Genomic DNA, 25,329 nt, shown 5'->3' with positions numbered 1-25,329 from the left:
ACCGTCCTCAGGGTCGCGCAGACATCCGATGTCTACCCTATGAGTGTAGGGCGAAGCGGACTGGATCAGTTCCCGTCGTGCGACGGATCACGCCGCGCACCTCCAGGGTGCGTAGATGAGCCGCCGCCTCTCCGGCCGCCATGCCGCGCAGTACCGCCGGAAAATCCGCCCACGGGCGGTTCCAGGTCATCCGGGAGGCGATCTCCCAGATGGTGAGAGGCTCCTCCGCCTCGGAGAGCAGAGCGGCGATCCGGACGAGCTTCTCCTCGTGGTGGGCGACGATCTCCGTCGCGCGGGCCGCCGTATCGGGAAATATCCATTCGTGGGCGGGGAGGGCTTCGAGGTCGCCGAGACCCTTCACCTTCTCCAGCGAGTCCAGGAAGTCGCTGAGCGGGTCGACGTCGGAGCGGTCGTACGGGTAGATGCCGATGTGCGGGGTGATGGCCGGGAGCACGTGATCCCCGGTGAAGATCCGGTCGGCGTCCTCAAGGTGCAGGCAGATGTGACCCGGCGTGTGGCCGGGGGTCCAGATCGTACGGAGCCTGCGCCCCGGCACGTCGATCAGGTCGCCGTCGCGAAGGACGAGGTCGGGTCGCGCGGGCGGCCGCGGCCGGTTCGCCGTCACCTCCTCCACCTCGACGGAGCCCGCCCCGGCGCGGCGCAGCATGTCGGCCTGGAAGTCCTGGTGCGCGCCCTCCTCGAAGTCGCGGATGAGCTCGACCAGCGCGACGTCGGCCTCGTGCATGGCGATCCACGCCCCGGACTCCTCCCTGACCTGCCCGGCCAGCCCCGCGTGGTCGGGGTGGAAGTGGGTGACCACCACGCCCCTGACGTCGCGGATGTCCATGCCGACCGCGCCCAGTCCGTCACGCAGCGCCAGCCACGACTCCGGATCGTTCCACCCGGCGTCGATCAGCACCGGACCGGCGGGGGACTCGATCGCGTAGATCAGGGTGTAGCCGAGCGGGTTGCCGGGGATGGGCACGGGCACGCTCCACACCCCGCCGCCGGCGTCGATCGGGCGTTGCTCGCTGTACGGCCTGCGGCGGGACTTCACGGGAGGATGCTCCTTATCGGCGCCGTTCAAAGGCGCTCGAGGATCGTGGCGGTGGCGAGCGCCCCGCCCGCGCACATCGATACCAGCGCGGTCGAGGAGTCTGATCTCTCCAGTTCGTGCAGGGCGGTGGTGATCAGCCGGGAACCGGTCGCACCGACGGGGTGTCCGAGTGCGATGGCGCCGCCGTTGGCGTTGACCCGGTCCATATCCGGCTGATGAACCGATGACCAGGATAGGACTACCGAGGCGAATGCCTCATTAACCTCGAACCGATCGATGTCCTCGATGGTCATCCCCGAGGCGGCGAGGACCTTGGCGGTCGCGTCCACCGGGCCGTCCAGGTGGTAGTACGGCTCGGAGCCGACGAGGGCCTGGGCGAGGATCCGCGCCCGGGGGCGCAGGCCGTACCGGGCGGCGGCCTCCTCGCTCATCAGCAGGACCGCCGCGGCGCCGTCGGAGATCTGGGAGGAGGTGCCCGCGGTGTGCAGGCCGTTGTCCCCCATCACCGGCTTGAGCCTCGCGAGCCCCTCGGCGGTCGTCTCGCGCAGTCCCTGGTCCCTGCTCACCGTACGGCTCTCGCCGGTCGGCTCGCCGTCCTCACCGAGGACCGGTGCGGTCACCTCGATGACCTCCCGGTCGAACCGGCCGCCGGCCCACGCCTCCGCGGCGAGCCGTTGCGACCGCGCGCCGAAGTGGTCGAGCCGCTCGCGGGTCAGCCCGCGCCGCTGCGCGATCCGCTCGGCGGCGGTGAACTGGTCGGGCAGGTCGAGGTCCCAGTCGTCCGGCCGCGGCCTCGCGGGGAGCACGTTGCTGCCGAGGGGCGCCCGGCTCATCACCTCGACGCCGCAGGCGATGCCGACGTCGATGACGCCCGACTGGATGAGGGCGGCGACCAGGTGCACGGCCTGCTGCGAGGATCCGCACTGCGCGTCGATCGTGGTCACGCCCGTCCGGTACGGCAGGCCCGCGTACAGCCAGGCGTGACGCCCGACGTGCCCGCCCTGCTCGCCCGCCTGCGTGACGCACCCGGCGAAGACCTGATCCACCGTCGCCGGATCGATTCCCGACCTGGTGACGAGGCCGTTGAGCGCCGCGGCGAGCATCGCCTGCGGCTTCATCCCCGCCAGCCGGCCGTTGCGCCTGCCGATCGGAGTTCGTACGGCTTCGACGATCACTGCACCCATGGGGATCCTCTCGCCCGCCGGCTCGGAACCCGCATCCGCGAGCACCCCATGCCTGCCGGCCCGCTCGCTCGCGCGTCGCTCCAGAACGTCGCTCTGGTCATCTTCCGGTTGCGACTGTAACCCGTTCTAGTTTCGGGCGGAAGGAGGGGCCTGGAAATCGGCGAGCAGGCGGGCGGCGGCGATCTCGATGCGGCGCTGGATCTGCTCGTACGTGCGACGGCCGCGGAGCATCTCCATCAGCTCGTGCACCCAGATGCTGGACAGCGAGCCCGCGAGGGCGAACTGCTCCTCGGTGGCGGTCTCCACGGTGAGATCGTCTCCGGCGACGCGGAGCAGCAGCCCCGCCATGCGGTCGCCGAACGGGGTGTCGACCTCGGCCATGATCAGAGACCGGATGAGCGCGTCGGCGAGCTCGGGCTCGCGCATCAGGCCGCGGGTGGCCCGCATCAGGATGTCGACGGCCCGCCCCGACGCCGTGACCGCACTGGGCGGACGGCGCTCGATGCTGCTCTCCAGGAGGTCTATCTCCTCGCCGACGACGGCGACCACGAGATCCATCTTGGAGGGGAAGTAGCGGTAGAGGGTCCCGAGGGCGACCCCGGCGCGCTCGGCGACCGTGCGCATCTGCATGGCCTCGACGCCGCCACGCGAGGCGAGGGCGGCGGCCGCCTGGACGATGCGCTTGCGCCGCTGGTGCTGACTCCTCGTGCGGACGCCGACGGAGGCCGGCTCGCTCTGCATGTCGGATGCCCCCTTGATCGTGACCGATTCGGCGTCGCTCGGGGCTGTCGTGCCGGCGGGGCGCGGGCTTGCCGGCACTTCCGAGGGCACATGCGGGGTACGCATGAGAACACGTTATCTGATTTCTGGATGCTCGGATGAGTTATTCGTCGGTCGCAAAGACGCCCCACCCTTACATGGGATATGTCGTGCGGGGGTTATTCCGTCACCCGCCGCGATCGGCAGACCCTAGACGCCGAATAGAATCTGTTCTATTTTTTGGAACGGCTGGTTTGGCATCCCTGGCATTCCTTGCGGGGAAACGGGATGTCCGGCAGATCGACGACGGGTTCATCGGCACGGTCGACAGCACCCCTGGAGCACTAGTGGACTTCAATCTTGATGAGACGCAGACCGAACTGCGCAAACTCGCGGTGGAGCTACTCGGCCGGGAGGTGACCGTCGGCAGGCTGGAAGCCCACGAGGCGAGCGGCGCGCCGTACGACGTCGGCCTCTGGCGCTCCCTCGCCCAGGCCGGGCTGCTCGGCGTCTGCCTCCCCGAAGAGGCGGGCGGCGCGGGGCTCGGACCGGTCGAGCTGGCCGTCATCCTGCGGGAGATCGGCGGCCACGTGGCCCCGGTTCCCGCCGAGCAGAGCCTGGTCGCCGCGCTGGTCATCGCCCGGCACGGCTCCGGCGGGCAGCGCGAGGCGCTGGCCCCGCTGGCCGACGGAGAGATCGTGCTGGCCTCCGCGCTGCGCGAGCCCGGCCGCGATCTCGGCGCCGCGCCCACCACGACCGCCCGCAGGGACGGCGGCGGATGGGTGCTGAACGGCGCCAAGGGCACGGTCTCGTATGCGGCCGAGGCGTCGAGAATCCTCGTCCCGGCCGTGACGGACGGCGGCATCGGCCTGTTCCTGGTCGAACCGGCGGCGATGACCCTGCGGCCGGTGACCGTCACCACCGGCGAGCCCGCCGCCACGCTCATCCTGGCGGACGCCCCCGGCGAGCTGGTGGGGGCCGAGGACGGCGAGGCGTTCGACGAGCTGCGGCGGCTGGCGCTGGCCGGGATCATCGCCGTCTCCTCCGGCGTCCTGGCCGGGGCGCTGGCGCTGACCACGGAGTACATCAGGACCCGCAAGCAGTTCGGCCGGGCCCTGGCCGAGTTCCAGGCGGTGACCGTGCAGATCGCCGACGTCTACATCGCCGGGCGGGCACTGGACGTGGCCGTGTGGTCCGGGGCGTGGCTGCTGGCCGAGGGATCGGCCGAGGACGCCGAGACGGACCTGACCGTCGGGGCCCTCAGCGTGACCGACTCGGCGCTCAGGGCGCTCTACACCTGCCAGCACCTGCACGGCGGGATCGGCGTGGACGTGACCTACCCGCTGCACCGCTACTTCGCCTGGGGCAAACACCACGCCCACCTGCTGGGCGGCGTGGAGGCCCGGCTCGACACGATCGGAGCACGCGTCTGATGCTGATCGACCTGACCCCCGACCAGAAGAGGCTCCGCGGCGAGCTGCGCGAGTACTTCGGCGCCTGCCTGACCGCCGAGGACCGCAAGAGGATCGCCGTCGACCCGTTCGGCGAGGTCTACATGGAGCACTGCCGCAACCTCGGCCGCGACGGCAAGCTCGGACTGGGCTGGCCGAAGGAGTACGGCGGCGGCGGATACGGCCCGCTGGAGCAGCAGATCTTCGCCAACGAGATCGCCCGCGCCGAGGTGCCCTACCCGATCATCACGGTCCAGACCGTCGGCCCGACCCTCATGCAGTACGGCACGGCGGAGCAGAAGGAGTTCTTCCTGCCGCGCATCCTGGCCGGGGAGTGCCACTTCGCGATCGGCTACAGCGAGCCGGGGGCGGGCACCGACCTGGCGTCCCTGCGCACCGCCGCCGTCCGCGACGGCGACCACTACGTCGTCAACGGCCAGAAGATCTTCACCTCGGGCGCCCACTTCTCCCAGTACATCTGGCTGGCGGCCCGCACCGACCCGGACGCCAAGAAGCACCGCGGCATCACGATGATGATCGTGGACTGCGCCGACCCCGGCTTCTCCTGGACCCCGATCAGGACGATGGACGGGCGGCACCACACCAACTCCACTTACTACACCGATGTCCGGGTGCCGGTGGACATGGTGGTGGGGGAGGAGAACAAGGGCTGGGACCTGATCGTCAACCAGCTCAACCACGAGCGGGTCACGCTCGGTCCCGCGGGCAACATCGCCCACACCTACGACAGGTTCCTGGGCTGGGCCCGCCGCACGGGCCTGATCGAGGAGCCCGCCGTACGCCGGGCGCTCGGCCAGGTCTACGCCTACTTCCGGACCAACGAGCTGCTGAACTGGCAGGTCGCGGCCAACATGGACCTCGGCTGGCTGGGCGCCCCCGACGCCTCCGCGACCAAGGTCTACGGCTCCGAGCGGCTGCAGGACGTCGGCCGGATCGTCGGCGACGTCCTGGCCCGCTTCGGCGACCCGGCCGACCCCGAGACCGCGGACCTCATGGAGCGGGTCGACCGCGGCGCCAAGGGTTCGCTCGTCCTCACCTTCGGCGGCGGCGTCAACGAGGTCCAGCGGGAGCTCATCGCCATGCTCGGCCTGAACCTGCCGAGGCCGCCCCGATGACGGCGGACACGGGCGCGGCAGACGGTGGGCCGGCGGACGCCGTGACGGGCACGGGGGATGTGCCGGACGCCGTGACGGGCACGGGCACACCGGACACGGCGGGTACGGCGGGCGCCGGTACGGCGGCGGAGGGCGGCACCTTCCACGAACGGCTCACCGCCCTGGCCGAGCGGCGGATCGAGATGGGCGAGGTCCGGGGCGTGGCCGCGGCGGACCCGGTGAACATCCCGATGATCCGGCACTGGACCGACGCCATAGGAGACGCCAACCCGCTCTACACCGATCCCGAGGCGGCCGCGGGCGGCGTGCACGGGGAGATCGTGGCGCCCCCGGCGATGATCCAGGTCTGGAGCATGCCGGGCGTGAAGAGGAGCGCGAGGCAGGTGAGCACGCCGGTCGACGACGTGCTCAGGATGCTGGACGAGAACGGCCACACGGGCGTGGTCGCGACCAACTGCGAGCAGACCTACCACCGCTACGTGAGGCTCGGCGAGCGGCCGGTCCCGGCCACCCGGTTCGCCGGGCTCTCCGGGCCGAAGCGGACGGCGCTCGGCGAGGGCTACTTCGTCACCTGGAACGTCACCTGGTACGTGGGCGAGGAGCCCGTGGCCACGATGCTGTTCCGGGTGCTGAAATTCCGGCCCAGGGAACGGGAGGAAGCCCCACCGCCGGAGCCCGCGACCGTCAACGCCGCACCGCGCATGCCGTACCCGCTGAGGCCCGCGACCGCCGTGGACGACGCGGCGCGCACGCCGGATCCGCCGGAGCCCGCGACCGTCAACGCCGCACCGCACACGCCGGACCCGCCGAAGACCGTGACCGCCGTGGACGACGCCGCACCGCGCGCGCCGTACCCGCTGAGGCCCGCGGTCAACAGGGACACCGAGTTCTTCTGGGAGGGCGTCGCCAAGGGCGAGCTCCGGATCCAGAAGTGCGCGGGCTGCGGGGAGCTCCGGCACCCGCCGGGGCCGGTCTGCCCCTCCTGCCGCTCGGCCGACCGGACGTACGTGGTGGCCGGAGGCGAGGGTGAGGTCTACAGCTACGTCGTGCACCACCATCCACCGGTTCCCGGACGCGAGACGCCTTTTGTGGTCGCTGTGGTGGAACTGCCGGAGGGTGTGCGCATGGTGGGCAACGTCACGGAATGCGCTTCTTCTGAAGTGGGTATCGGTATGCCGGTGCGCGTGACGTATCGCCAGATGGACGACGAGCTGACCCTGCCCATGTGGATCCCCCGGGAGGCGTGATGCGGACACTTACCGACGACGAGGTCGAGATCGGCGCGGTTCTCCCCGAGCTCACGATCGAGCTGAGCCCCACGCTGATCGTCTCGACCGCGCTGGCGACGATGGACTTCACCTCGGTCCACCACGACGTCGAGGGCGCCAGGGCGCAGGGGTCGAAGGACATCTTCCTCAACATCCTGACCACGATGGGCCTCGTCGAGCGCTATGTCACCGACTGGGCGGGCCCGGAGGCGATCCTCCGCGGCATCAACGTCAAGCTCGGCGCCCCCGCCTACGCGGGCGACAGGCTGGCCTTCACCGGCGCCGTGGTCTCGCAGGAGGGCGACGAGTTCACCGTCGAGATCCGGGGCAAGGTCAGCCTCGGCGACCACGCCTCCGGAACCGTCAGACTCGTCCTGCCCCGTCGCTGACCGAGATCCCCCTTCGCAGAGAGGTTCCATCAGCGTGGTCTCCTTTTCGGGGAGTACGGCCGTCGCCGGCATCGGCGCGACCGAGTTCTCCAAGCAGTCGGGCCGGTCGGAGCTCCAGCTCGCCGCCGAGGCGGTGTCCGCGGCGCTGGACGACGCGGGCCTGACGCCGTCGGACGTGGACGGGCTGGTGACCTACACCCAGGACGCCAACGACGAGATCGCCGTGGCCCGCGAGGTGGGCATCGGCGACCTGTCGTTCTTCTCCCGCGTCCACTACGGCGGCGGCGCGGCCTGCGGCACGGTGCTGCACGCGGCGATGGCGGTCGCCACCGGCGTCGCCGAGACCGTGGTCTGCTACCGCGCGTTCAACGAGCGTTCGGGCCGCAGGTTCGGCCAGCCCGACGCCCGGATCGGCGGCGAGCCCTCGTCCCAGGGACTCGAGATGAGCTGGCACGTCCCGTACGGGCTGATGACCCCCGCGGCCTGGGTCGCCATGTTCGCCCAGCGCTACATGCACGCGTACGGCGTGACGTCCGAGGACTTCGGCAGGGTGGCGGTGGCCATGCGCAGGCACGCCTCCACCAATCCCGCCGCGTGGTTCCACCGGCGGCCGATCACCCTGGAGGAGCACCAGGCCTCCCGGTGGATCGTGGAGCCGCTGCACCTGCTCGACTGCTGCCAGGAGAGCGACGGCGCCGTGGCCCTGGTGGTCACCTCCGCCGAGCGGGCCAGGGACCTGCGCAGGTCGCCCGCCCTGATCACCGGCGCGGCCCAGGGCGCGGGCGCCGGCCAGATGATGATGACCAGTTACTACCGCGACGACATGACGGGCCTGCCCGAGATGGGAGTGGTCGGCGGCCGGCTCTGGGAGCAGTCCGGGCTCGGGCCTTCGGACGTCCAGACCGCGATCCTGTACGACCACTTCACGCCGTTCGTACTGACCCAGCTGGAGGAGCTCGGCTTCTGCGGGCGCGGCGAGGCCCGCGACTTCGTGGCCGGAGGCGGCATAGAGATCGACGGTCACCTGCCGGTGAACCCGCACGGCGGACAGCTCGGAGAGGCCTACATCCACGGCATGAACGGCATCGCCGAGGCCGTCAGGCAGATCAGGGGAACCTCGGTGAACCAGGTCTCCGGCGTGCACAACGTCCTGGTCACCGCGGGCACGGGCGTGCCGACCAGCGGGCTGATCCTGTCGGCCGAATGACGGGTGAGAAACGGGACTAGCCGCGCGGGCCGCCGCCGTCGTCGCCGACATCGGCGTCCCCGACGGCACCGTCCTCGGGACCGGTCTCCCGGGTGTCGTCGTCCGTGGGTTGCGGCGCGGGCCGGCAGGCCTGGGAGCACCCCTCGAACCGGGCCGGATCGATGGGGGCGAACGACGTCGGCGGCACGTTCTTCAGCGCCGCCAGCATCGTGTCCTTCCAGATCGGCCCGGGAAGGGTGGCCCCGGCCACCGCCCCGTAGTACCGCCCGCCGATCGTGACGCCGGTCAGCTTGTGGTCCTGCGAGCCGCGCGGGTCGCCGATGCTCACCGCGCCCGCCAGGTCCGGGGTGAATCCTGCGAACCACGCGGCCGCGTAGTCATCGGTGGTGCCGGTCTTGCCCGCCGCGTCGCGGCCGATGCCGCCGACGCCTCGCATCGTGCCCTTGTCGAACACACCCGACAGCACGTCGGCCGCCGCGTCGGCGACCTCGGGATCGAGCGCCTGACGGCACTTGGGCTTGTAGGCGGTGGTCTTGCCGTCGCGGTCGGTGATCCGGGTGATCGCCATCGGTGCGCAGTACCTGCCGCGGGCGCCGATCGCGGCGTACGCGTTGGCCACCGTGATCGGGTCCATCTCGTTGGTGCCGAGGGTGAAGGTCTCGAACTCCGTCAGCGGCCCGCCGTCGCTGCGCTTGATGCCCAGCGACTTCGCGGTCTTGATCGTGTCGCAGAGGCCGACCTTCTGCTCCAGCATCAGAAAGAACGTGTTCACCGAGTCCCAGGTGCCGGTCTGCAGGGTCTTCCAGCCCGGGCTGCCCTCATCGTTGGTGACGGTGTGGGTCGGGTCCCCGATGTTCTCGCCCTTGCAGTTCTTGAACGTCGAGTAGCCGGGCGCCAGGTAGCCGGCGCCGGCGGTGAAGCCGTCGTCGATCTTCATGCCCTCCTTCAGGGCGGTGATCAGGGTGAAGGCCTTGAAGGTGGAGCCGGCCTGGAAGCCGAGGCCGCCGCCGTGCTTGGCGTCGGCGACGAGGTTGTAGGAGATCTCGTTCTTGGCCTTGCTCCGGCCGTAGGTCCGGCTGGTCGCCATGGCCTTGATCGCCCCGGTGCCCGGCTGGACCAAGGCCTCGGCCGCCGCCGGGTTGTCCGAGGGATGGACCCACTTCTTGATCGCCTTGTCCGCCGCCGCCTGCATGGTCGGATCGATCGTGGTCTTGATCGTCAGACCGCCGCGGTTGAGGAACTCCAGACGCGCCTTGGCCGTCTTCCCGAAGTCCGGGTTGCCCAGGATCTCGTTGCGGACGTAGATGCAGAAGTAGGGGTACCTGCTGGACTCACACCCACCGGGCAGTTTTGTGCCCTTGTAGCCGAGCTTGGTGGCCTTCGCCGCGCTCGCCTCCTTTTGGGTGATCTTGCCTAGGTCGGCCATCCGGTTCAGCACCACGTTGCGCCGGTTCAACAGCAGCGCACGGCTCTTCTTACCCAGGTTGGGGTCGGTGGAGTTGGGATCTTGCACCGCGCCGGCCAGCGTCGCCGCCTGCGGCAGCGTCAGATCGGCCGCGGTCACCCCGAAGAACCGCTTGGCCGCCGCCTCCACCCCGTAGGCCCCCGCCCCGAAGTAAGCGATGTTCAGGTATTTTTCCAAGATCTCGTCCTTGGAGTACTTCTTCTCCACCGCCATCGCATACCGCAGCTCGTTCAGCTTGCGCGCGTAGCTGGACTCCAGCGCGGCGTTCTTCTCTTTTTCGGTGTCGGCGGAATTCAGCAGCACCTGCTTGACGTACTGCTGGGTGATGCTGGAGCCGCCCTGGCTCACCCCGCCGGCCTGCAGGTTCTTGGCCAGCGCGCGGATCGTGCCCTCGATGTCGATCGCGCCGTGCTCATAGAACCGGTAGTCCTCGATCGAGATGATCGCGGTCTTCATGACCTCGGCCATCTCATCGAGCTTGACGACCTCGCGGTATTCCTCGTAGAACCGCCCGATCTCGTTGCCGCGGGCGTCCTGCACGACCGTGACCTCGGCCGGCGGCGGCTCGGTGAGGTCTTCCGGTTTGAGGTTCACCTCGTTGGTCGCCGACACGATTCCGAGGCCCGCGCCTCCCACGGCCGGCAACGCGACCCCCGCGACCAGCACGCCCACCGCCGCCCCGATGGCGGCGAGCCGTACGATCTCCGTCCCCCGACGTGGCATCAGAGCCTGCCCAGCCCGCGAGCCAGAACGGTGGACGCATGGCCGGTCGTCGCGGAACCCGTCAGAGGAACGAGCGCGAGTGAGGCGCGTCGAAGAGGCTGGGTGGGCATGGTCGGGCCTTCCCGTCATGAACTGGATACGACGGGCAGTCTCGTGTCGTTGCTTGATGCCGTCAAAGACAGAAACAGCCGCTTCTATGCTGAAATGGCATACGATTCACCTCGTGGACGTCCTCGGAGCCTGGAGAGCGTTCGTCAACGTGAGCGAACGAGGAAGCTTCACCGAAGGTGCGGCGGCCACGCGCGTGCCGCAGTCGGTCGCGAGCCGTCGGATCGCCGCTCTTGAGAAGCACCTCGGGGAGCGATTGTTCGATCGGTCGTCGCGCGGGGCGATGCTCACGCAGTTCGGCCGCGACATGCTGCCGTCGGCGAAGCGTCTCGTCCACCTGGCCGACGACATGGAGCACGAAGCCGAACGGGCCAAGCTCAATCCCCTTCGCCTCGCCGTTCCCGGCATCTGCACCGTTCGCGACCTTGCACGGCTCGACGTGGAGGCCCGTCAAAACGGCATCTACCTCGACTTCCATGCTGCCCCGCCGGCCGAACGGGCAGAGCTCGTCCGATCCCGCGAGGTCCGTGCCGCTCTGACGGTCGTACCACCCGGCGACGCGATCTGGTCCGTGCGACTCGGGCTCGCCGGCGCCACGGACCGGCTCGCGGAAACCGTCTATGTGGAGACCCTCCGAGCCGGCCGAGCCGCGCTGTCGTCGCGAAGAAGCCGGATCTGGATCCAGCCCGAGGACGACGTCCCCCACATCCGCGACCGCATGTTCCGGACCCGAGACGCCGTCGGTCTCCAGCCCGCGCAGGTCACCGTCTCGACCACGCTCACCGCCGCCACGGCGGAGGTCCTCGGCTCGACGGATCTCCTCCTGTGCTCGGTCAAGCAGGCCGAGGAACTGGGGCTACACTGGCGCCCGGTCGGCGAGATCCGCCTCGTTCGCGGCTTCGAGGTATCAGCCGCCGTCGGAGACGACGCGGAGCGCATTCAGGCCCGGCTGTGGCACGCGATCGCTCGGTGCCTCGGCGCACACGACCGAGACGGAGGAACACCATCAAGGTCGAGAGCCTGATCCGTGAACTCCGGCGATCGCTCGACGACGCCGGGCTGCGCGGGTCGTTCCTGGTCCGGGACCTGCACTCCGGCGACGAGATCGGCATCGAGCCGGACCTCGAGTTCCCGATCGCCTCACTCGTCAAGATCCCGCTCGCCGTCGCGACGCTCGAACGCATCCGGAAGGGCGAGCTCGACGGCTCCACACAGATCCTCGTGCAGCCAGGCGAGATCAGCACTCCGGGGCCGACCGGGCTGAGCAGGTTCCGGCACCCGGCCCGGATCGCCATCGACGACCTGCTCTACCTCAGCACCGCCCTGAGCGACAACACGGCGGCGGACACGCTGTTCGCCCTCACCCCGCCCGCCGAGGTCTCCGCAGTGATGCACGGGTTCGGGCTCCGCGGCATCACGGTCCGCCACACCATGCAAGAACTTGCCGAGACCCCGGCGGAACGCCTCGACTCCGCCGACGTCCACCTCGCCTACGTCCTCGCCATCGAAGCGGGGACGGAGGGGCGGGGACATCGCATCTCGCAACTGGACGTGACGCGCGCGAACTCGGGATCCGCGCGAGCGTTCATCGAACTCCTGCGGGCACTGTGGACACCGTCTCCCATCGACTCGGGCGTCACCGAACGCGTGCGGACCCTCATGGCCGCCAACGTCCTGCGGCATCGGCTCGCACCCGATTTCAGCTCCGACGCGTCGAGGTGGTCCTCCAAGACCGGGACGCTTCTCAACCTCCGTCACGAGGTCGGAGTGGTCGAGCACGCCGACGGCCAGGTCTTCGGCGTCGCCGTACTCACCGAGTCCCGCGTGCCGGCCATCAGCCAGCCCGGAGCCGAGGCGCTCATGGCCCAGGTCGCGCGTACGCTCCGCGACCAGCTACGACACATGTGAACGGCTCCACCGGGCCGGGATGAGCCGCCGGAACCCGGGCGAGGACGCGGGGAAGGGCGCGGCCCCCGAGCGGCCGCGCCCTCCTGTGTCATGCGGGTGTTTCGCCGTGCCGAGGTCAGCAGCTCAGGTTGCTGCCCGGGGTGGTGCCCAGGATCTGCGTGAAGCTCTGGTAGGCGTTGATCCGGCTCTGCACCTGCGCCGGGTTCCTGCCGCCGCACTCCAGGCTGCCGTTGATGCTGCGGATCGTCTCGCCGAAGCCGCGCCCGTTGATCATCGCGTTGTGCGGCGTCATCGTGCCCGGGCCGCTCTGGGTGTTCCAGTACCAGAGCGCGGTCTTCCACGCCACGGCGGAGTCGGTCTGCACCAGGTTCGGGTTGCCGAGCAGGTTGATGCCGAGCGCGTCGCCCGCTGCCTTGTAGTTGAAGTTCCAGCTCAGCTGGATCGGCCCGCGACCGTAGTAGGCCGCCTGGCCCGCGGGACAGCCGTACGACTGGCTGGTGTCGCAGTAGTGGGGGTAGTTCGCGGTGTTCTGCTCCACCACGTAGACCAGGCCGCCGGTCTCATGGTTGACGTTGGCCAGGAACGCGGCCGCCTCCTGCCGCTTGACGGTGTCGCTGCCCGTGTTCGCGAAGCCGGGGTAGGCGCTGAGCGCCGCGGTCAGGCCGCTGTAGGTGTAGAAGGAGTTCCGGTTCGGGAACATCTGGTTGAACTGCGCCTGGCTCACGACGAAGCCCGTCGAGGGCGGGTTCGTGGGGGGATTCGTGGGCGGGGTCGTGCCGCAGGTGTACGGCTCCCAGTACCACGTGCTGATCACGGGGTCGTAGCCCGGGTTGTCGTGCTCGGCGATGTAGAACCTGCCGTCGGTGTACTTGACGATGTTTCCGGTGACGTACGCCCTGCCGGCCACCCAGTTCGGGTAGCTGCAGCCCGAGGTGGGGGGCGGTGTCGTGCCGCCGCCGCACACGCCCTGGTCCGCCCAGACGTCGGTGGTGCCGGGAGTCTCGTTCTGGGTCCACCACTTCGCGGACCAGTTGTGGCTGTTGTAGGAGGCGGTCGTGCCGCCGACGTACACCGTCGAGGCGCTCCACGCGGTGGTGCAGCTCGCGGCGGAGGCGGAGGACATCGGCAGGACGACCGCGAGCACGCTCGCGAGCGCCAGGGCGGAGAGGGAGGCCATGATGCGCTGTCTCAACACTTGATCACTCCTTCGTGCGGTGGGGGCCGCACAGGTTCGGTGACATGGCCGGTCCTTACACGAGCTGTCGACGCGGTGACCGGTTACCTCGCCCGGGGAGGTCGCCGCCGGATCGGGGGCACGAGTGGCCCGCGCGAGAGGCTTGCGGACCCGGTCGCCGGCGAGCGGGGAAGGAGTGCGTCGCATGATCGCTTCCAGGGGGAAACCGGGGGGTGTGGGGCGTCCGGACGGTCGGACTTCCGTGCGATGACGGCCTGCGTCATCGAGTTCGCGCAGCTCATGGTCGGACCGGACAGCGGCGAGCGGGTTGCCGGAGCTTCCACTCGCCGTTTCTCTTAAGAAAGTTTCCTAAGAGTTGCCGTGATACTAGCCTTGACAAGCTTCTGTCACAACCCCTGAGGCCGCGAGTTTCCCTCATGCCGCCGGGGCGTGTCTCTCGTCCAGACGGGGAACGCGTGCCCGTTCACCTCGGGGTTGCCCGTCCGTTTAGGTGTGAATGTGTCCGTTAATGGGGATTTCGGATGTCATCATTGCGGCATGTTGGAATCCGTCGGGCTGGATCCTGTGGAGGAACGCGTCTACCGGTTTCTGGTGACGACCGCCGAGACGGACGTCACCGATCTCATGGGGAAGCTGGACCTCGACGCCGAGACCGCCGAGACGGTGCTGGTCTCCATGCGGGACAGGGGGCTGATCCGGGAGGCGTCCCCAGACGGGCGGCGGTTCACCGCCGTGGCCCCGGAGATCGTGCTGGGTTCGCGGCTCCTCCATCACCAGCAGTCACTCGACTGGGCACGGCGCGAGGTGGAGCAGCTCTCCGAGGAGTATCGGGGCAACGCCCGCCGCCGCGACGCGGGACGGCTCGTCGAGGTGCTGCCCAACCGGCTCGCGATACGCGAGCAGCTCTACCACATGCAGGCGAACGCCCGCGAGGAGGTTCTCTCCCTCTGCAAGGTGCGCGCGATCGTGATGCCCGCGACCGACAACGACGAGGAGCCGGCCGCGCTGCTCCGCGGGGTCGCCTACCGGGTCGTCTACGAGCGCGACCTGCTGGAGGAGCCCGGGATGCAGGCCAACGTGGCCTACGGCGTCAAGCTGGGCGAGCAGGCCAGAGCCGTACACCGGCTCCCGGTGCGGCTGACGGTCGTCGACAGGGAGATCGGCGTGCTGCCGCTCGTCCAGGAGGCCGGAATCTCCGAGCCGACGGCGGCGCTGGTGCGGAGCGGTCAGCTGCTGGACGCGCTGATCGCGCTCTTCGAGGGGTACTGGGACCGGGCGACGCCGCTACGGGTCGCCGAGGACGGCGCCCTCACCGAGGGGGCGCAGACCTGCCCGCTGAACTCCGATGACCTCTATCTGCTCTCACTGCTGGTCGCGGGAGTGGCGGACAAGTCGATCGCCACCCAGCTGGGGATCAGCCAGCGGACCGTGCAACGGCGCCTGTCGCACATCATGGAGCTGGCCGGCGCGCAGACCCGGATGCAGCTGGCCTGGCACGCCGCCAGGGAACGCTGGCTCTGACTCGGCGTCCTCCCCGAGCCGGTCAGTCGGTGCCGAACTCCATCGCGGCGCGGTCGAGCATCTCGTCGTCGCCGGAGACCTCGCCGCGTGAGGCGATGGCCTCGGCGCCGCCCTGCGGCATCGCGCCGACCAGTTCGGTCGAGGCCACCTGGGCGGCACCGAGGAGCGCGTGGTGGGTGCCGACCATGCCGAGGCTGGCGTACTGCTCGAGCTTGGCGCGCGAGTCGGCGATGTCGAGGTTGCGCATGGTGAGCTGGCCGATCCGGTCCACCGGACCGAACGCCGAGTCCTCGGTGCGCTCCATCGACAGCTTGTCCGGGTGGTAGCTGAAAGCCGGGCCGGAGGTGTTCAGGATCGAGTAGTCCTCACCGCGGCGCAGCCGCAGCGTCACCTCGCCGGTGACCGCCATGCCGACCCAGCGCTGCAGCGACTCTCGCAGCATCAGCGCCTGCGGGTCGAGCCAGCGGCCCTCGTACATCAGCCGGCCGAGCCGCCGTCCCTCGTTGTAGTAGTTCGCCAGGGTGTCCTCGTTGTGGATCGCGTTGACCAGTCGTTCGTACGCCGCGTGCAGCAACGCCATCCCCGGCGCCTCGTAGATGCCACGGCTCTTGGCCTCGATCACCCGGTTCTCGATCTGGTCCGACATGCCCAGGCCGTGCCGTCCCCCGATCATGTTCGCCTCCATCACCAGGTCGACCGGGGTGGCGAACTCCTTGCCGTTGATCGTAACTGGGCGGCCCCGCTCGAAGCCGATGGTCACGTCCTCGGTGGCGATCTCGACCGCGGGGTCCCAGAACCGAACCCCCATGATCGGGTCCACGGTCTCGATGCCCGTGTCGAGGTGCTCCAGGGTCTTGGCCTCGTGGGTGGCGCCCCAGATGTTGGCGTCGGTCGAGTATGCCTTCTCGGTGCTGTCGCGATAGGGCAGGTCGTGGGCGAGCAGCCACTCCGACATCTCCTTGCGGCCGCCGAGCTCGGACACGAAGTCCGCGTCGAGCCAGGGCTTGTAGACGCGCAGGTGGGGGTTGGCGAGCAGGCCGTACCGGTAGAACCGCTCGATGTCGTTGCCCTTGAACGTCGAGCCGTCGCCCCAGATCTGCACGCCGTCCTCGGCCATCGCCCGGACCAGCAGGGTTCCCGTGACGGCACGACCGAGCGGCGTGGTGTTGAAGTAGGGGCGCCCGGCCGAGCGGATGTGGAACGCACCGCAGGTGAGCGCGGCCAGGCCCTCCTCGACCAGCGCCGCTCGGCAGTCGACCAGGCGCGCGATCTCGGCACCGTACGCCAGCGCGCGATCGGGCACCGAGGCGATGTCGGGCTCGTCGTACTGGCCGATGTCGGCGGTGTAGGTGCACGGAACGGCACCCTTGTCGCGCATCCACGCGACGGCCACCGAGGTGTCGAGGCCGCCCGAGAAGGCGATACCGACGCGCTCGCCGGTGGGCAGGGAGGTGAGAACCTTGGACATAAGACAAGAGTATGCACTGCAACGCATGTTCATGCAAAGCCCTGTGGCCATATCGCGTCGAGGTTCGTTGGCCGCCGCTTCGGCGCTGGACGGGAATCGCCCGCCCTTACCGCCTGACCCGTCCCGCTATCGGCGACCAGGGGAGGTCGGCCCTCGTCCGTGCACCACGCAAAAACCCCCGCCCGTCTCCGAAGAGACGAACGGGGGTTCTGTGAGATCCGGCTAAGGGGTGCCGAGCATCGGGACCGCGAAGAAGACGATCATCGCGATCGCCAGGGCGATGACAAAGCCGATCAGCTCCCAGGCCCAGTCGTGGTGATGGCGCCGGCCGTACCTGATCATCTTGTGCTTGTGCCGCGCATGCCCGTTTGCCGGGTCCGGGGCGGAGGTCGCCGCCTCGGGCTCGCGGATCGCGGCCATCTCGCTCGTCTCGGCGAGCTCCGCCGTCCTCGGAGCCCGGCCGAGGTCCGGGCCGTCCGGCCGCTCCTCGTGCTGTGCCGAGGCGCCCGGCTGGTAGACGTGGGTGGACCAGCTGGGGAACACCGGTTTCGCGTACGGCAGCTGGTCGTGCTGGGGCCCGGGGCCCGGATGATCCCTGTCGGTGAACCAGTCGGGGAGCGGCGGCTGTGCGCGTTCGGAGTCTGCCGGGGTATCCGGATTGGTGAGCCACTGGGGCAGCGGCGGCTGCTCGTGGCGTGCCAGGGCGTCCAGCTGGTCCGTCTGCAGGGGCCAGCCGGGGAGCGGAAGCACCCGGGACGCCCTCTCCCGGCGGGCCGCCATGTCCCGGATCGCCTCGTCGAGGGTCATCTCACCGGGAGGCGTCTCGTCGGAGACCGCCGTATCGGCAAACGCCGTATCGGGGGATGTCGTATCGGAGGACGTCTCGTCGGAGGACGCCGAGGCGACCAGCTTGTCGGCGGGAGCCGGCGTCACCCGCACGTCGGGGGTGAGCGGCCGGAACAGGTTCTCCGCCGGGGCGTCGTCGAGCACGTCCGCCGGGATCGGCGCCGACAGCGGCATCGCCCGGCGGGGCTTCGGCCGCTGGAGCCGCAGACGGGAGACCCGGGCTCCCGCGTCGTCGTCGAGTGCCGTCAGGACCGAGTCCCTGATCTTGGGCATCGGGGCGGTGGCGGCCTCGTGGGCGGAGACCACCGCGGGGTCCGGGGGAGAGAACGGGTCCGGAGAGCGGTTCGACGGGGAGAACGGATCCGGAAAGCGGTCCGGAGGGGAGGCCGGATCCTGAAAGCGTCCCGGTGAGGAGGTGCCGGTCGGCGAGCCGGTCTCGGCGAGCGGCAACGGCCACGCGGGAGTCGTCGGCCAGAGCTGTTTGACCAGCGGGGACGGAGATCGCCGGGCGGCCGTCGCCGTGACGGCCCGCGGTCCCAGCAGGGCGGCGCGCAGGCCGACGGGCGGGACGGCCCAGGGCGCGCGGGTGAGCACGTCGCGGATCGGGGCGACGCTCATGGCGCCGAACACGTCGGCCAGATGGTCCGGGACCTGGGTCGAGGCCAGGGCCAGGCTCAGCGACTGGGCGAAGCGGCGGCAGGCGCTCATGGTCAGCTCGTCGGCGGTGTCGCCGGCCACGTCGAGCACCCAGGAGAGCTCGGAGGTGTCCATCTCGCACATGCCGGACAGGTAAAGGACCTCGCGCTGGTGCGGGCGCAGTTCGCGCAGGACCCGCTCGACGAGGGCGGACGCCGGATCGACGCCGACGGACAGCGGGGCGTAGACGACGTCGCGCTGGTGGATCTCACGACGGGCCAGCGCGTACAGGGCGGCACGCGGCGGGTTCTCGGCCGTGACGACGGCGAGGACGGACGTCAGCGCGTCGGCGGCGGAGGCGGCGTCGCCGAGCTGGTCGTGGCAGTACGCGAACAGCCCGGTGGCATGGCGGTCGTAGAGCTCGGCGATGAGGTCGCCGCGCGAGCGCTGAGCGAGGAGCGGTTGGGTCACGGGACCGGTTCCTCCGCGGGATGGTTCGGCGAGCATGGTGCAGAACGGGGGTGGTGAGATCTGTGAAACTTGTGACGTGCGATGCCGGAGGGATTGACTCCGGCAATGTGGGTAATCATGTCAACTCATGGGCACCTCCCGCACTACTCAATGCCCATTTGATGAGAAATACACATCTCCAGCCCCTCTTGACACGGGGGCGGGGCGACAGATCGTAAATGACGACCGTAGGCTGGGCCGCCGTGGATCGCGGGGGCGGTCATGGGGTGGGGAGCCGCGACCCTGCCGAAAACAAGAGGTTGCGCATGATCACATTTAACGGTGTCACCAAGCGCTACGCCGATGGAACCGTCGCCGTGGACAATCTGAGCCTTGAGGTCCCCACCGGGGAGATAACCGTGTTCGTCGGCCCTTCGGGCTGCGGCAAGACCACCTCCCTTCGCATGATCAACAGAATGATCGACGCGACCGGAGGCCAGATTCTCCTCGACGGCGTGGACGTCAAGACGATCGACCCGCCGACCCTGCGCAGGGGCATCGGGTACGTCATCCAGCAGGCGGGGCTCTTCCCGCACCGCAAGATCGTCGACAACGTGGCGACGGTTCCCTACCTGCTCGGCTGGGACAAGAAGAAAGCCCGCGCCCGGGCGATGGAGCTGCTCGAACGGGTCGGGCTCGACCTCAAGATGGCCGACCGCTACCCCTTCCAGCTCTCCGGCGGACAGCAGCAGCGGGTCGGCGTGGCCCGCGCCCTGGCCGCCGATCCGCCGGTGCTGCTGATGGACGAGCCGTTCAGCGCGGTGGACCCGATCGTGCGCGCGAGCCTGCAGGATGAGCTCCTCCGGCTGCAGGCCGAGCTCAACAAGACCATCGTGTTCGTCACCCACGACATCGACGAGGCCGTCAAGCTCGGTGACCGGGTGGCCGTGCTGCGGGTCGGGGGCAGGCTGGCGCAACTCGCCGATCCCTCGACGCTGCTGACCCGGCCCGCAGACGACTTCGTCCTTGAGTTCCTCGGACGCGACCGGGGCATCCGGCGACTGTCCTTCGTCTCCGGCGACGGGCTGCGGCTGCGCACCGACCTGACCGTGCCCGCCTCCGCCGAGGTCTCCTCGCTGCGAGGCACGACCGAACCCTGGCTGGTCGTGGTGGACGAGGAGAACCGGCCGCTGGGCTGGGTCGCCTCCAAGGACCTGCCGGAGTCCGGCACGCCGGCGGACGTGGAGCTCGCGCCGTACGGAACGTTCGTCAAGGGCCGCGACTCGCTGCGCGCCGCGCTGGACGCGACGCTGCTGTCCCCGTCCGGAAGCGCGATCGCGGTGGACGAGTCGGGGCGCGTCGTGGGCGTCGCGGTCCGCGAGGCGCTGGACGAGGAGCTGGCGCTGGTCGCCGGGGGCGTCGGAGGCGTCAGTGGCTGAGGAACCGCTGGTCCGCTGGGACTGGATCGGGCGTAACTGGCCCAACATCCAGGGACTGCTGATGGACCACGTCGTCATGGCGCTGGTGCCGGTCGTCATCGGGCTGCTCATCGCGCTCCCGCTCGGGCTGGCCGGCGCCCGCTGGCGCTGGCTCTACCAGCCGACCGTCGGCGTCATGAACGTGATCTACTCGCTGCCCTCGCTGGCCGTCTTCATCGTGCTCATCCCGATCACCGGCCTCGCCACCCGGGAGACCGTCATGGTCCCGCTCACGTTCTACGCCATGGCGGTGCTGATCCCGGCCGTCGTGGACGGTCTCACCTCGGTCCCCGACCACGTGCGCCAGTCCGCCGTGGCCATGGGCTTCACCCCGCTGCGCAGGCTGCTCCGGGTGGAGCTGCCGATCGCGGTGCCGGTCGTGCTGGCCGGGCTCCGGGTGGCGGCGGTCTCCAGCATCAGCCTGGTCAGCGTGGGCGCGCTGGTCGGCAGGGGAGGGCTGGGCTACCTGTTCATCGACGGCTGGCAACGGCAGTTCTACACCCCGATCGTCGTGGGCATCGTGCTGACCGTGGCGCTGGCGGCGGTCGCCGACCTGCTGCTGGTCCTGGCGCAGCGACTGCTCACCCCGTGGTCTCGGGCAAGGAGGACCGCGTGAACTGGGTGATCGACTTCTTCACGAACCCGGACAACTGGTCCGGCCCGGACGGCATCCCCGTCCGGCTGCTGGAGCACCTGGAGTTCTCGGGCCTCTCGCTGCTGCTCGCCATGCTGATCGCGCTGCCGCTGGGGCTGTGGATCGGCCACACCGGCAAGGGCGCGCTGTTCGCGATCCTGAGCGCCAACGCGGCCCGCGCCCTTCCGACCCTGGGCCTGCTCGTGCTCATCGTGCTGCTGATGGGCGTGGGCACCATCGTCCCGGTGCTAATCCCGCTGGTGGCACTCGCCGTGCCGCCCATCCTGGTCAACACCTACGAGGGCATCCGCAACGTCGATCCCGACCTGCGAGACGCCGCGTACGGCATGGGCCTGCGGGGTGGACAGGTCCTCGGCCGGGTGCTCGTGCCGACCGCGCTGCCGCTCATCATGCTCGGCCTGCGGGTCGCCGCGATCCAGGTGGTGTCGACCGCGACCGTGGCGGCCTACGTAGGCTTGGGAGGTCTCGGCCGGTTCATCGTCGACGGCCTCGCGACCAAGGACTTCCCCAGCACGATCGGCGGGGCCGTTCTCGTGGCGCTGCTGGCTCTGATCGTCCAGCTGGGATTCGGCCTGGTGCAGCGTTTTCTGGTCTCTCCGGGGGTGAGCCAGCGCCTGACCATACGCTAATCTCCTAATTACCCCCCGCTTTGGAAGGGAACGTACGATGAAGCGCCTTTTCAGCACCGCGGCAGTCATTCTGTCCGCGGCGCTCACTCTTACCGCGTGCGGTGGCGGCGACCCGCTCACCAGCGCCTCCGCGAGCCCCGCGGCCTCCGGATCCGCGCCCGCGGCCGGGGGGAAGGTCGTCGTCGGCTCGGCCAACTTCCCCGAGAACGTCCTCCTCGCCGAGATCTACGCCCAGGCCCTGGAGGCCAAGGGCGTGCAGGTCGAGAAGAAGCTCAACATCGGCAGCCGTGAGGTCCTCTTCGACCAGGTCAAGGGCGGCGGCCTGACGATCCTGCCGGAGTACATCGGCTCGCTGCTCGCCTTCGTCGACAAGACGACGACGGTGAAGAGCAAGGAGGACATCGTCGCCGGGCTCAAGGAGAAGCTCCCGGCCGAGCTGGAGGTCCTGGAGCCCGCCGCGGCCGAGGACAACAACTCGCTGACGGTCACCAAGGAGACCGCCACGAAGGACGGCCTCACCACGATCGAGGACCTCGTCAAGGTCGCCAAGGGCTACACGGTCGGCGGCCCGCCGGAGTTCCAGTCCCGGCAGGAGACGAACTTCAAGGACACCTACGGCCTTGAGTTCAAGGAGTGGAAGAAGACCGGCGACGCCACCGCCGACGCCATCAAGGACGGCACCGTCCAGGTCGGCAACGTCTTCACCACCGACCCGAAGATCGTGCTCAACGACCTGGTCTCGCTGCAGGACAACAAGAACGCCTTCGCCGCCGACAACATCGCGCCCCTGGTCAACAAGGCCGGCGTGAACGACACCGTGACGACGACGCTGAACGCGGTCTCGGCCAAGCTCGACACCCCCGGTCTCCTCGCGCTGATGAAGCGGGTGGCGATCGACAAGGATGACGCCGCCACGGTCGCCAAGGACTGGCTGACGCAGAACGGTCTGCTCTAGTCGTTCCTGATCGCTTCCCTCCTGTTTCGATCTGATCCACCCGTACGGCCCGCACCGCTCCACCGGCGCGGGCCGTACGGTTTCCGCCGTGGGTGCCGTGGGTGCCGTGGGTGCCGTGGGTGCCGTGGGTGCCGTGGACGCCGCGGGTGCTGTGGATGCCGCGGACGCCGTGCCGCTGTGGATGCCGTGCCGCTGTGGATGCCGTGGACCGTCATGCGCCGCCGTGTTCGCGGTGCCTGTACGGGCTCCCGGGGTTATCCGGGCCCACGGGGTTGGTCGGGCCTGCCGGGGTCCCGTTCACGGGCGATGCCAAGGGTGACACCGGTTTCCGGGATGATTACCGGCATGAGTGAGTTCATCGAGGCAATGGCCCAGGTGCCGACCGCCGTGACGGTCATCACCGTCAAGGATGAGCGTGACGACGTGGGGACCACGGTCGCGACCTTCACCTCGGTCTCACTGGACCCGCGGCTCGTGATGGTGAGCATGGAGAACACCCGCTATCTCAACGAGCTTCTGCTCCGCCACGACCGCTGGGCCGCCAGTGTGCTGTCGACCGGGCAGAAGACGATCGCCAGCCGCTTCGCCACCGCCGGCCGTCCCGGCGCGCGGCTCCTGCTCGCGGGGACGCCGCACCACCGGGGCGAGCTGAGCGGGGCGCTCATCGTGGACGGCGGCGTGACCGCCCTGGAGGCCGAGACGGTCCAGGTCGTCCCGGCGGGGGACCACACGCTCTTCATCGCCAAGGTCCTCGCGGTCGACTACGTGGACTCGGCACTTCTCCCGCTCGTGCGGTTCCGCGGCCGCTACCGGCCCACCGCCTGATCGCCGGCACGACTCCGTCGGCACGATCTCGCCGCGCCGTCACTCCGGGCGCGTTCGCGGTGGACTCTCACGGTGATCGGCACGGCCTGCCGGCCCGCGAGGAACTCGGGCCGCTCGCGCTCCCAGAGGGCGAGAGCGTTCCCTGTTCCCCGCCCGCCGAACGCAGGGTTGTCGGCTGCTCGCGCTCCCAGAGGGCGAGACGGTCCGCCGGGTGCGGTGACCTGAATCTCGGCCGGGTCTCCGGCGGCCCACGACATCACGTGATGTCATGGGCCGCCGGACCCGGCGTGGTCGTCGCGCTAGCGGATCGTCCACCCGCCCGGGAGCATGAGCGGACCGTACGAGGGCAGGCCGAGCTCGGTGGCGAGGTGGGCGATCGGGCCCCACGCCTCCAGGCGGACCTGGGCCAGGGCGGCGGACTTGTCCTCGCTGGACTCCGCCGGGCGCAGGCGCTCCAGCGGGCTCAGCCTCGGATAGGTCCGCACGGGGGCGTCGGCGGCGAGTCTGGCCTTGCTCCGGGCCAGCGCGAGGGCGTCCTCAAGACCGCCGAGCTCGTCGACGAGACCGCGCTCGCGCGCGTCGGCGCCGGTCCAGACCCGGCCCTTGGCCAGCTCGTGGGCACGCTCACGGGGCAGGCCGCGGCCCTCGGCCACCTTGTTCACGAAGTCGTCGTAGACCCGGTCGAGCCAGGCGTTGACCCGCGCCCACTGCGCCTCGGAGAAGGCGTTCGTGGGGGAGAACATCCCGGCGTTGGCGCCTTCGCCGACGGTCTCGGAGGACACCCCGAGCTTCTCCAGCAGCCCGCCGATGACGGCCTTGCCGCCGAAGACGCCGATGGAACCGGTGAGCGTGCCCGGCTGCGCCACGATCGCGTCGGCGGCCATCGAGACCATGTAACCGCCGGAGGCGGCCAGGTCGCCCATCGAGATCACGATGGGCTTGCCCGCCTTGCGGGTGAGCACGACCTCGCGCCAGATGGCGTCGGAGGCCACGTAAGAGCCTCCGGGACTGTCCACCCGGAAGACGACGGCCTTCACGTTGTCGTCGCGGCGGGCCGCGCGGAGGGCGGCGCAGATGGTGTCGGAGCCCATCGCGCCACCGCCGCCCAGCGGGCTGCGGCCACTGCGGCCAAGCCGGATCGCGCCGGTGCCGTGGACCAGCGCGACGGTCTGCTCACCGGGATGCGGGAGCTTCCTCGCGATCAGGTTCTTGGCGTAGCGGCCGACGTAGAGCAGCAGCGAGTCGTCGCCCACGGCCTGCTTGACCTCGTCGTAGACCTCGTCACGGTAGGCCAGCCGGTCCACCAGGCCCGCTTCGACCGCCTCGGCGCCGATGAACGGGCCCCGGTCGATGAGCTCGCGGACCTTCGCGGGGTCGAGCCCGCGGCCCTCGGCGATGCCCGCGATGACCTGCTCGGTGACCGACTCGGTGATGCGGCCCATCGACTCGCGGTGGGCGTCGGTCATGTGGTCCTGGGTGAAGGTGTTGGCCGCGGTCTTGTACTCGTGCCGCTGGCCGATCTGGTATTCGACGCCGAGCTTGCCCAGCGCGCCCCGCAGGAAACGCTGCTCCATCGCGACGCCGGTGAGCCCGACGTCACCCGACGGCTGCAGGTAGACCCGCTCGAAGGCACTGGCCAGATAGTAGGGGACGGTGCCGGCTCCGAACTCGCCGAAGGTCTCGGCGAAGGCGATCGTCAGCTTGCCCGCCGCCCGGAACCTGGTCACGGCCTGGCGCAGCTCCTGCACCATCGCCAGTCCCAGCGGCTGGGTGCCGATCTTGACGACCAGCGCCTTGACCCGGGGGTCCTTCCCTCCGCGCTTCAGCCCGGACAGCACATCGGCCAGGCTCGTCCTGCGCATCGACAGGATGGCGCTCAGCGGATCCGCCGGGGGACCCTGGGTCAGGCCCTCGGTGAGGTCGAGCTCTAGGACCAGTGGAGCGGTGCGCCGCTGCCGGTACCGGTCGACGGTGTCGATGATCACCTTGGTCGCGTCCATGTTCTTCACCCTAAGC

General features: G+C 69.8%; 21 protein-coding genes. 13 read left to right on the top strand and 8 right to left on the bottom strand.

Annotated elements, in window-relative coordinates:
* Positions 1-37 precede the first annotated feature (37 nt).
* The 3 genes from DKM19_RS39680 to DKM19_RS39670 form a co-directional block, all read right to left on the bottom strand.
* Positions 38-1,057 carry an MBL fold metallo-hydrolase gene (locus DKM19_RS39680; protein ID WP_110703066.1) on the bottom strand — a complete coding sequence of 340 codons (1,020 nt, stop codon included), beginning with the start codon at positions 1,055-1,057 and terminating at the stop codon, positions 38-40.
* A 26-nt stretch (positions 1,058-1,083) separates the two neighbouring features.
* Entirely contained in the window at positions 1,084-2,241 is a 1,158-nt protein-coding gene (locus DKM19_RS39675; RefSeq protein WP_110706317.1) for a steroid 3-ketoacyl-CoA thiolase, read from the bottom strand.
* A gap of 126 nt (positions 2,242-2,367) precedes the next feature.
* Positions 2,368-2,982 carry a TetR family transcriptional regulator gene (locus tag DKM19_RS39670; RefSeq protein WP_089213488.1) on the bottom strand — a complete coding sequence of 205 codons (615 nt, stop codon included), beginning with the start codon at positions 2,980-2,982 and terminating at the stop codon, positions 2,368-2,370.
* 272 nt (positions 2,983-3,254) lie between these two features.
* Here DKM19_RS39670 and DKM19_RS39665 point away from each other — a divergent pair, with 272 nt between their 5' ends.
* From DKM19_RS39665 to DKM19_RS39640, 5 genes are read left to right on the top strand one after another with little or no spacing between them, the layout of a single operon-like run.
* Positions 3,255-4,433: an acyl-CoA dehydrogenase family protein gene (locus DKM19_RS39665; RefSeq protein ID WP_239513837.1), complete on the top strand. Its 1,179-nt coding sequence runs from the start codon at positions 3,255-3,257 to the stop codon at positions 4,431-4,433.
* Complete coding sequence (locus tag DKM19_RS39660) at positions 4,433-5,587, top strand: acyl-CoA dehydrogenase family protein (RefSeq protein ID WP_110703057.1); 1,155 nt, start codon at positions 4,433-4,435, stop codon at positions 5,585-5,587. The genes DKM19_RS39665 and DKM19_RS39660 overlap by 1 nt, the downstream gene beginning before the upstream one ends.
* Positions 5,584-6,834 carry a bifunctional MaoC family dehydratase N-terminal/OB-fold nucleic acid binding domain-containing protein gene (locus DKM19_RS52255; protein ID WP_239513836.1) on the top strand — a complete coding sequence of 417 codons (1,251 nt, stop codon included), beginning with the start codon at positions 5,584-5,586 and terminating at the stop codon, positions 6,832-6,834. Before DKM19_RS39660 ends, DKM19_RS52255 begins: the two co-directional genes overlap by 4 nt.
* Positions 6,834-7,244, top strand: coding sequence for a MaoC/PaaZ C-terminal domain-containing protein (locus tag DKM19_RS39645; RefSeq protein WP_110703055.1), 411 nt, complete (start codon positions 6,834-6,836; stop codon positions 7,242-7,244). Before DKM19_RS52255 ends, DKM19_RS39645 begins: the two co-directional genes overlap by 1 nt.
* A gap of 34 nt (positions 7,245-7,278) precedes the next feature.
* Complete coding sequence (locus DKM19_RS39640; protein WP_110703052.1) at positions 7,279-8,451, top strand: lipid-transfer protein; 1,173 nt, start codon at positions 7,279-7,281, stop codon at positions 8,449-8,451.
* Between the two features lie 16 nt (positions 8,452-8,467).
* On the opposite strand, the gene DKM19_RS39635 is transcribed toward DKM19_RS39640, so the two are convergent.
* Positions 8,468-10,639, bottom strand: coding sequence for a transglycosylase domain-containing protein (locus DKM19_RS39635; protein WP_110703049.1), 2,172 nt, complete (start codon positions 10,637-10,639; stop codon positions 8,468-8,470).
* A gap of 223 nt (positions 10,640-10,862) precedes the next feature.
* On the opposite strand from DKM19_RS39635, the gene DKM19_RS39630 reads away from it, so the two are divergent.
* Together DKM19_RS39630 and DKM19_RS39625 are read left to right on the top strand one after the other, a co-directional pair.
* Positions 10,863-11,771, top strand: coding sequence for a LysR family transcriptional regulator (locus tag DKM19_RS39630; RefSeq protein WP_204359232.1), 909 nt, complete (start codon positions 10,863-10,865; stop codon positions 11,769-11,771).
* A complete protein-coding gene (locus DKM19_RS39625) occupies positions 11,753-12,655 on the top strand; it encodes a serine hydrolase (protein WP_110706316.1) in 903 nt (300 codons plus the stop codon). The genes DKM19_RS39630 and DKM19_RS39625 overlap by 19 nt, the downstream gene beginning before the upstream one ends.
* 115 nt (positions 12,656-12,770) lie before the next feature.
* On the opposite strand, the gene DKM19_RS39620 is transcribed toward DKM19_RS39625, so the two are convergent.
* On the bottom strand, positions 12,771-13,847 hold the full coding sequence (locus tag DKM19_RS39620) for a glycoside hydrolase family 19 protein (RefSeq protein WP_369990686.1): 1,077 nt from the start codon (positions 13,845-13,847) through the stop codon (positions 12,771-12,773).
* Positions 13,848-14,387: 540 nt separating this feature from the next.
* On the opposite strand from DKM19_RS39620, the gene DKM19_RS39615 reads away from it, so the two are divergent.
* Entirely contained in the window at positions 14,388-15,371 is a 984-nt protein-coding gene (locus DKM19_RS39615; protein WP_110703040.1) for a helix-turn-helix domain-containing protein, read from the top strand.
* Between the two features lie 22 nt (positions 15,372-15,393).
* On the opposite strand, the gene argG is transcribed toward DKM19_RS39615, so the two are convergent.
* Complete coding sequence (gene argG / locus DKM19_RS39610; RefSeq protein ID WP_110703037.1) at positions 15,394-16,839, bottom strand: argininosuccinate synthase; 1,446 nt, start codon at positions 16,837-16,839, stop codon at positions 15,394-15,396.
* A 222-nt stretch (positions 16,840-17,061) separates the two neighbouring features.
* On the bottom strand, positions 17,062-18,792 hold the full coding sequence (locus tag DKM19_RS39605) for an RNA polymerase sigma factor (protein ID WP_110703034.1): 1,731 nt from the start codon (positions 18,790-18,792) through the stop codon (positions 17,062-17,064).
* Positions 18,793-19,097: 305 nt separating this feature from the next.
* Here DKM19_RS39605 and DKM19_RS39600 point away from each other — a divergent pair, with 305 nt between their 5' ends.
* The 5 genes from DKM19_RS39600 to DKM19_RS39580 all read left to right on the top strand — a co-directional run bounded on the left by DKM19_RS39600 (position 19,098) and on the right by DKM19_RS39580 (position 23,313).
* On the top strand, positions 19,098-20,210 hold the full coding sequence (locus tag DKM19_RS39600; protein ID WP_110703032.1) for an ABC transporter ATP-binding protein: 1,113 nt from the start codon (positions 19,098-19,100) through the stop codon (positions 20,208-20,210).
* Complete coding sequence (locus tag DKM19_RS39595) at positions 20,203-20,865, top strand: ABC transporter permease (protein WP_110703029.1); 663 nt, start codon at positions 20,203-20,205, stop codon at positions 20,863-20,865. The genes DKM19_RS39600 and DKM19_RS39595 overlap by 8 nt, the downstream gene beginning before the upstream one ends.
* Positions 20,862-21,533: an ABC transporter permease gene (locus DKM19_RS39590; RefSeq protein ID WP_110703026.1), complete on the top strand. Its 672-nt coding sequence runs from the start codon at positions 20,862-20,864 to the stop codon at positions 21,531-21,533. The genes DKM19_RS39595 and DKM19_RS39590 overlap by 4 nt, the downstream gene beginning before the upstream one ends.
* Positions 21,534-21,570: 37 nt before the next feature.
* On the top strand, positions 21,571-22,488 hold the full coding sequence (locus tag DKM19_RS39585) for an ABC transporter substrate-binding protein (RefSeq protein WP_110703024.1): 918 nt from the start codon (positions 21,571-21,573) through the stop codon (positions 22,486-22,488).
* Between the two features lie 345 nt (positions 22,489-22,833).
* A complete protein-coding gene (locus tag DKM19_RS39580; protein WP_110703021.1) occupies positions 22,834-23,313 on the top strand; it encodes a flavin reductase family protein in 480 nt (159 codons plus the stop codon).
* 299 nt (positions 23,314-23,612) lie between these two features.
* Here DKM19_RS39580 and sppA read toward each other — a convergent pair whose 3' ends face one another.
* The gene (gene sppA, locus DKM19_RS39575; protein WP_110703018.1) at positions 23,613-25,313 is read right to left on the bottom strand and encodes a signal peptide peptidase SppA; all 1,701 of its coding nucleotides are present in this window, start codon (positions 25,311-25,313) and stop codon (positions 23,613-23,615) included.
* Positions 25,314-25,329: the final 16 nt, after the last annotated feature.

Source organism: Streptosporangium sp. 'caverna' (assembly GCF_003203775.1).
Taxonomy (GTDB): Bacteria; Actinomycetota; Actinomycetes; order Streptosporangiales; family Streptosporangiaceae; genus Streptosporangium; species Streptosporangium subroseum.
The sequence above is the reverse complement of the archived record's forward strand: the minus strand, read 5'-3'. Positions and strand labels throughout refer to the sequence as shown.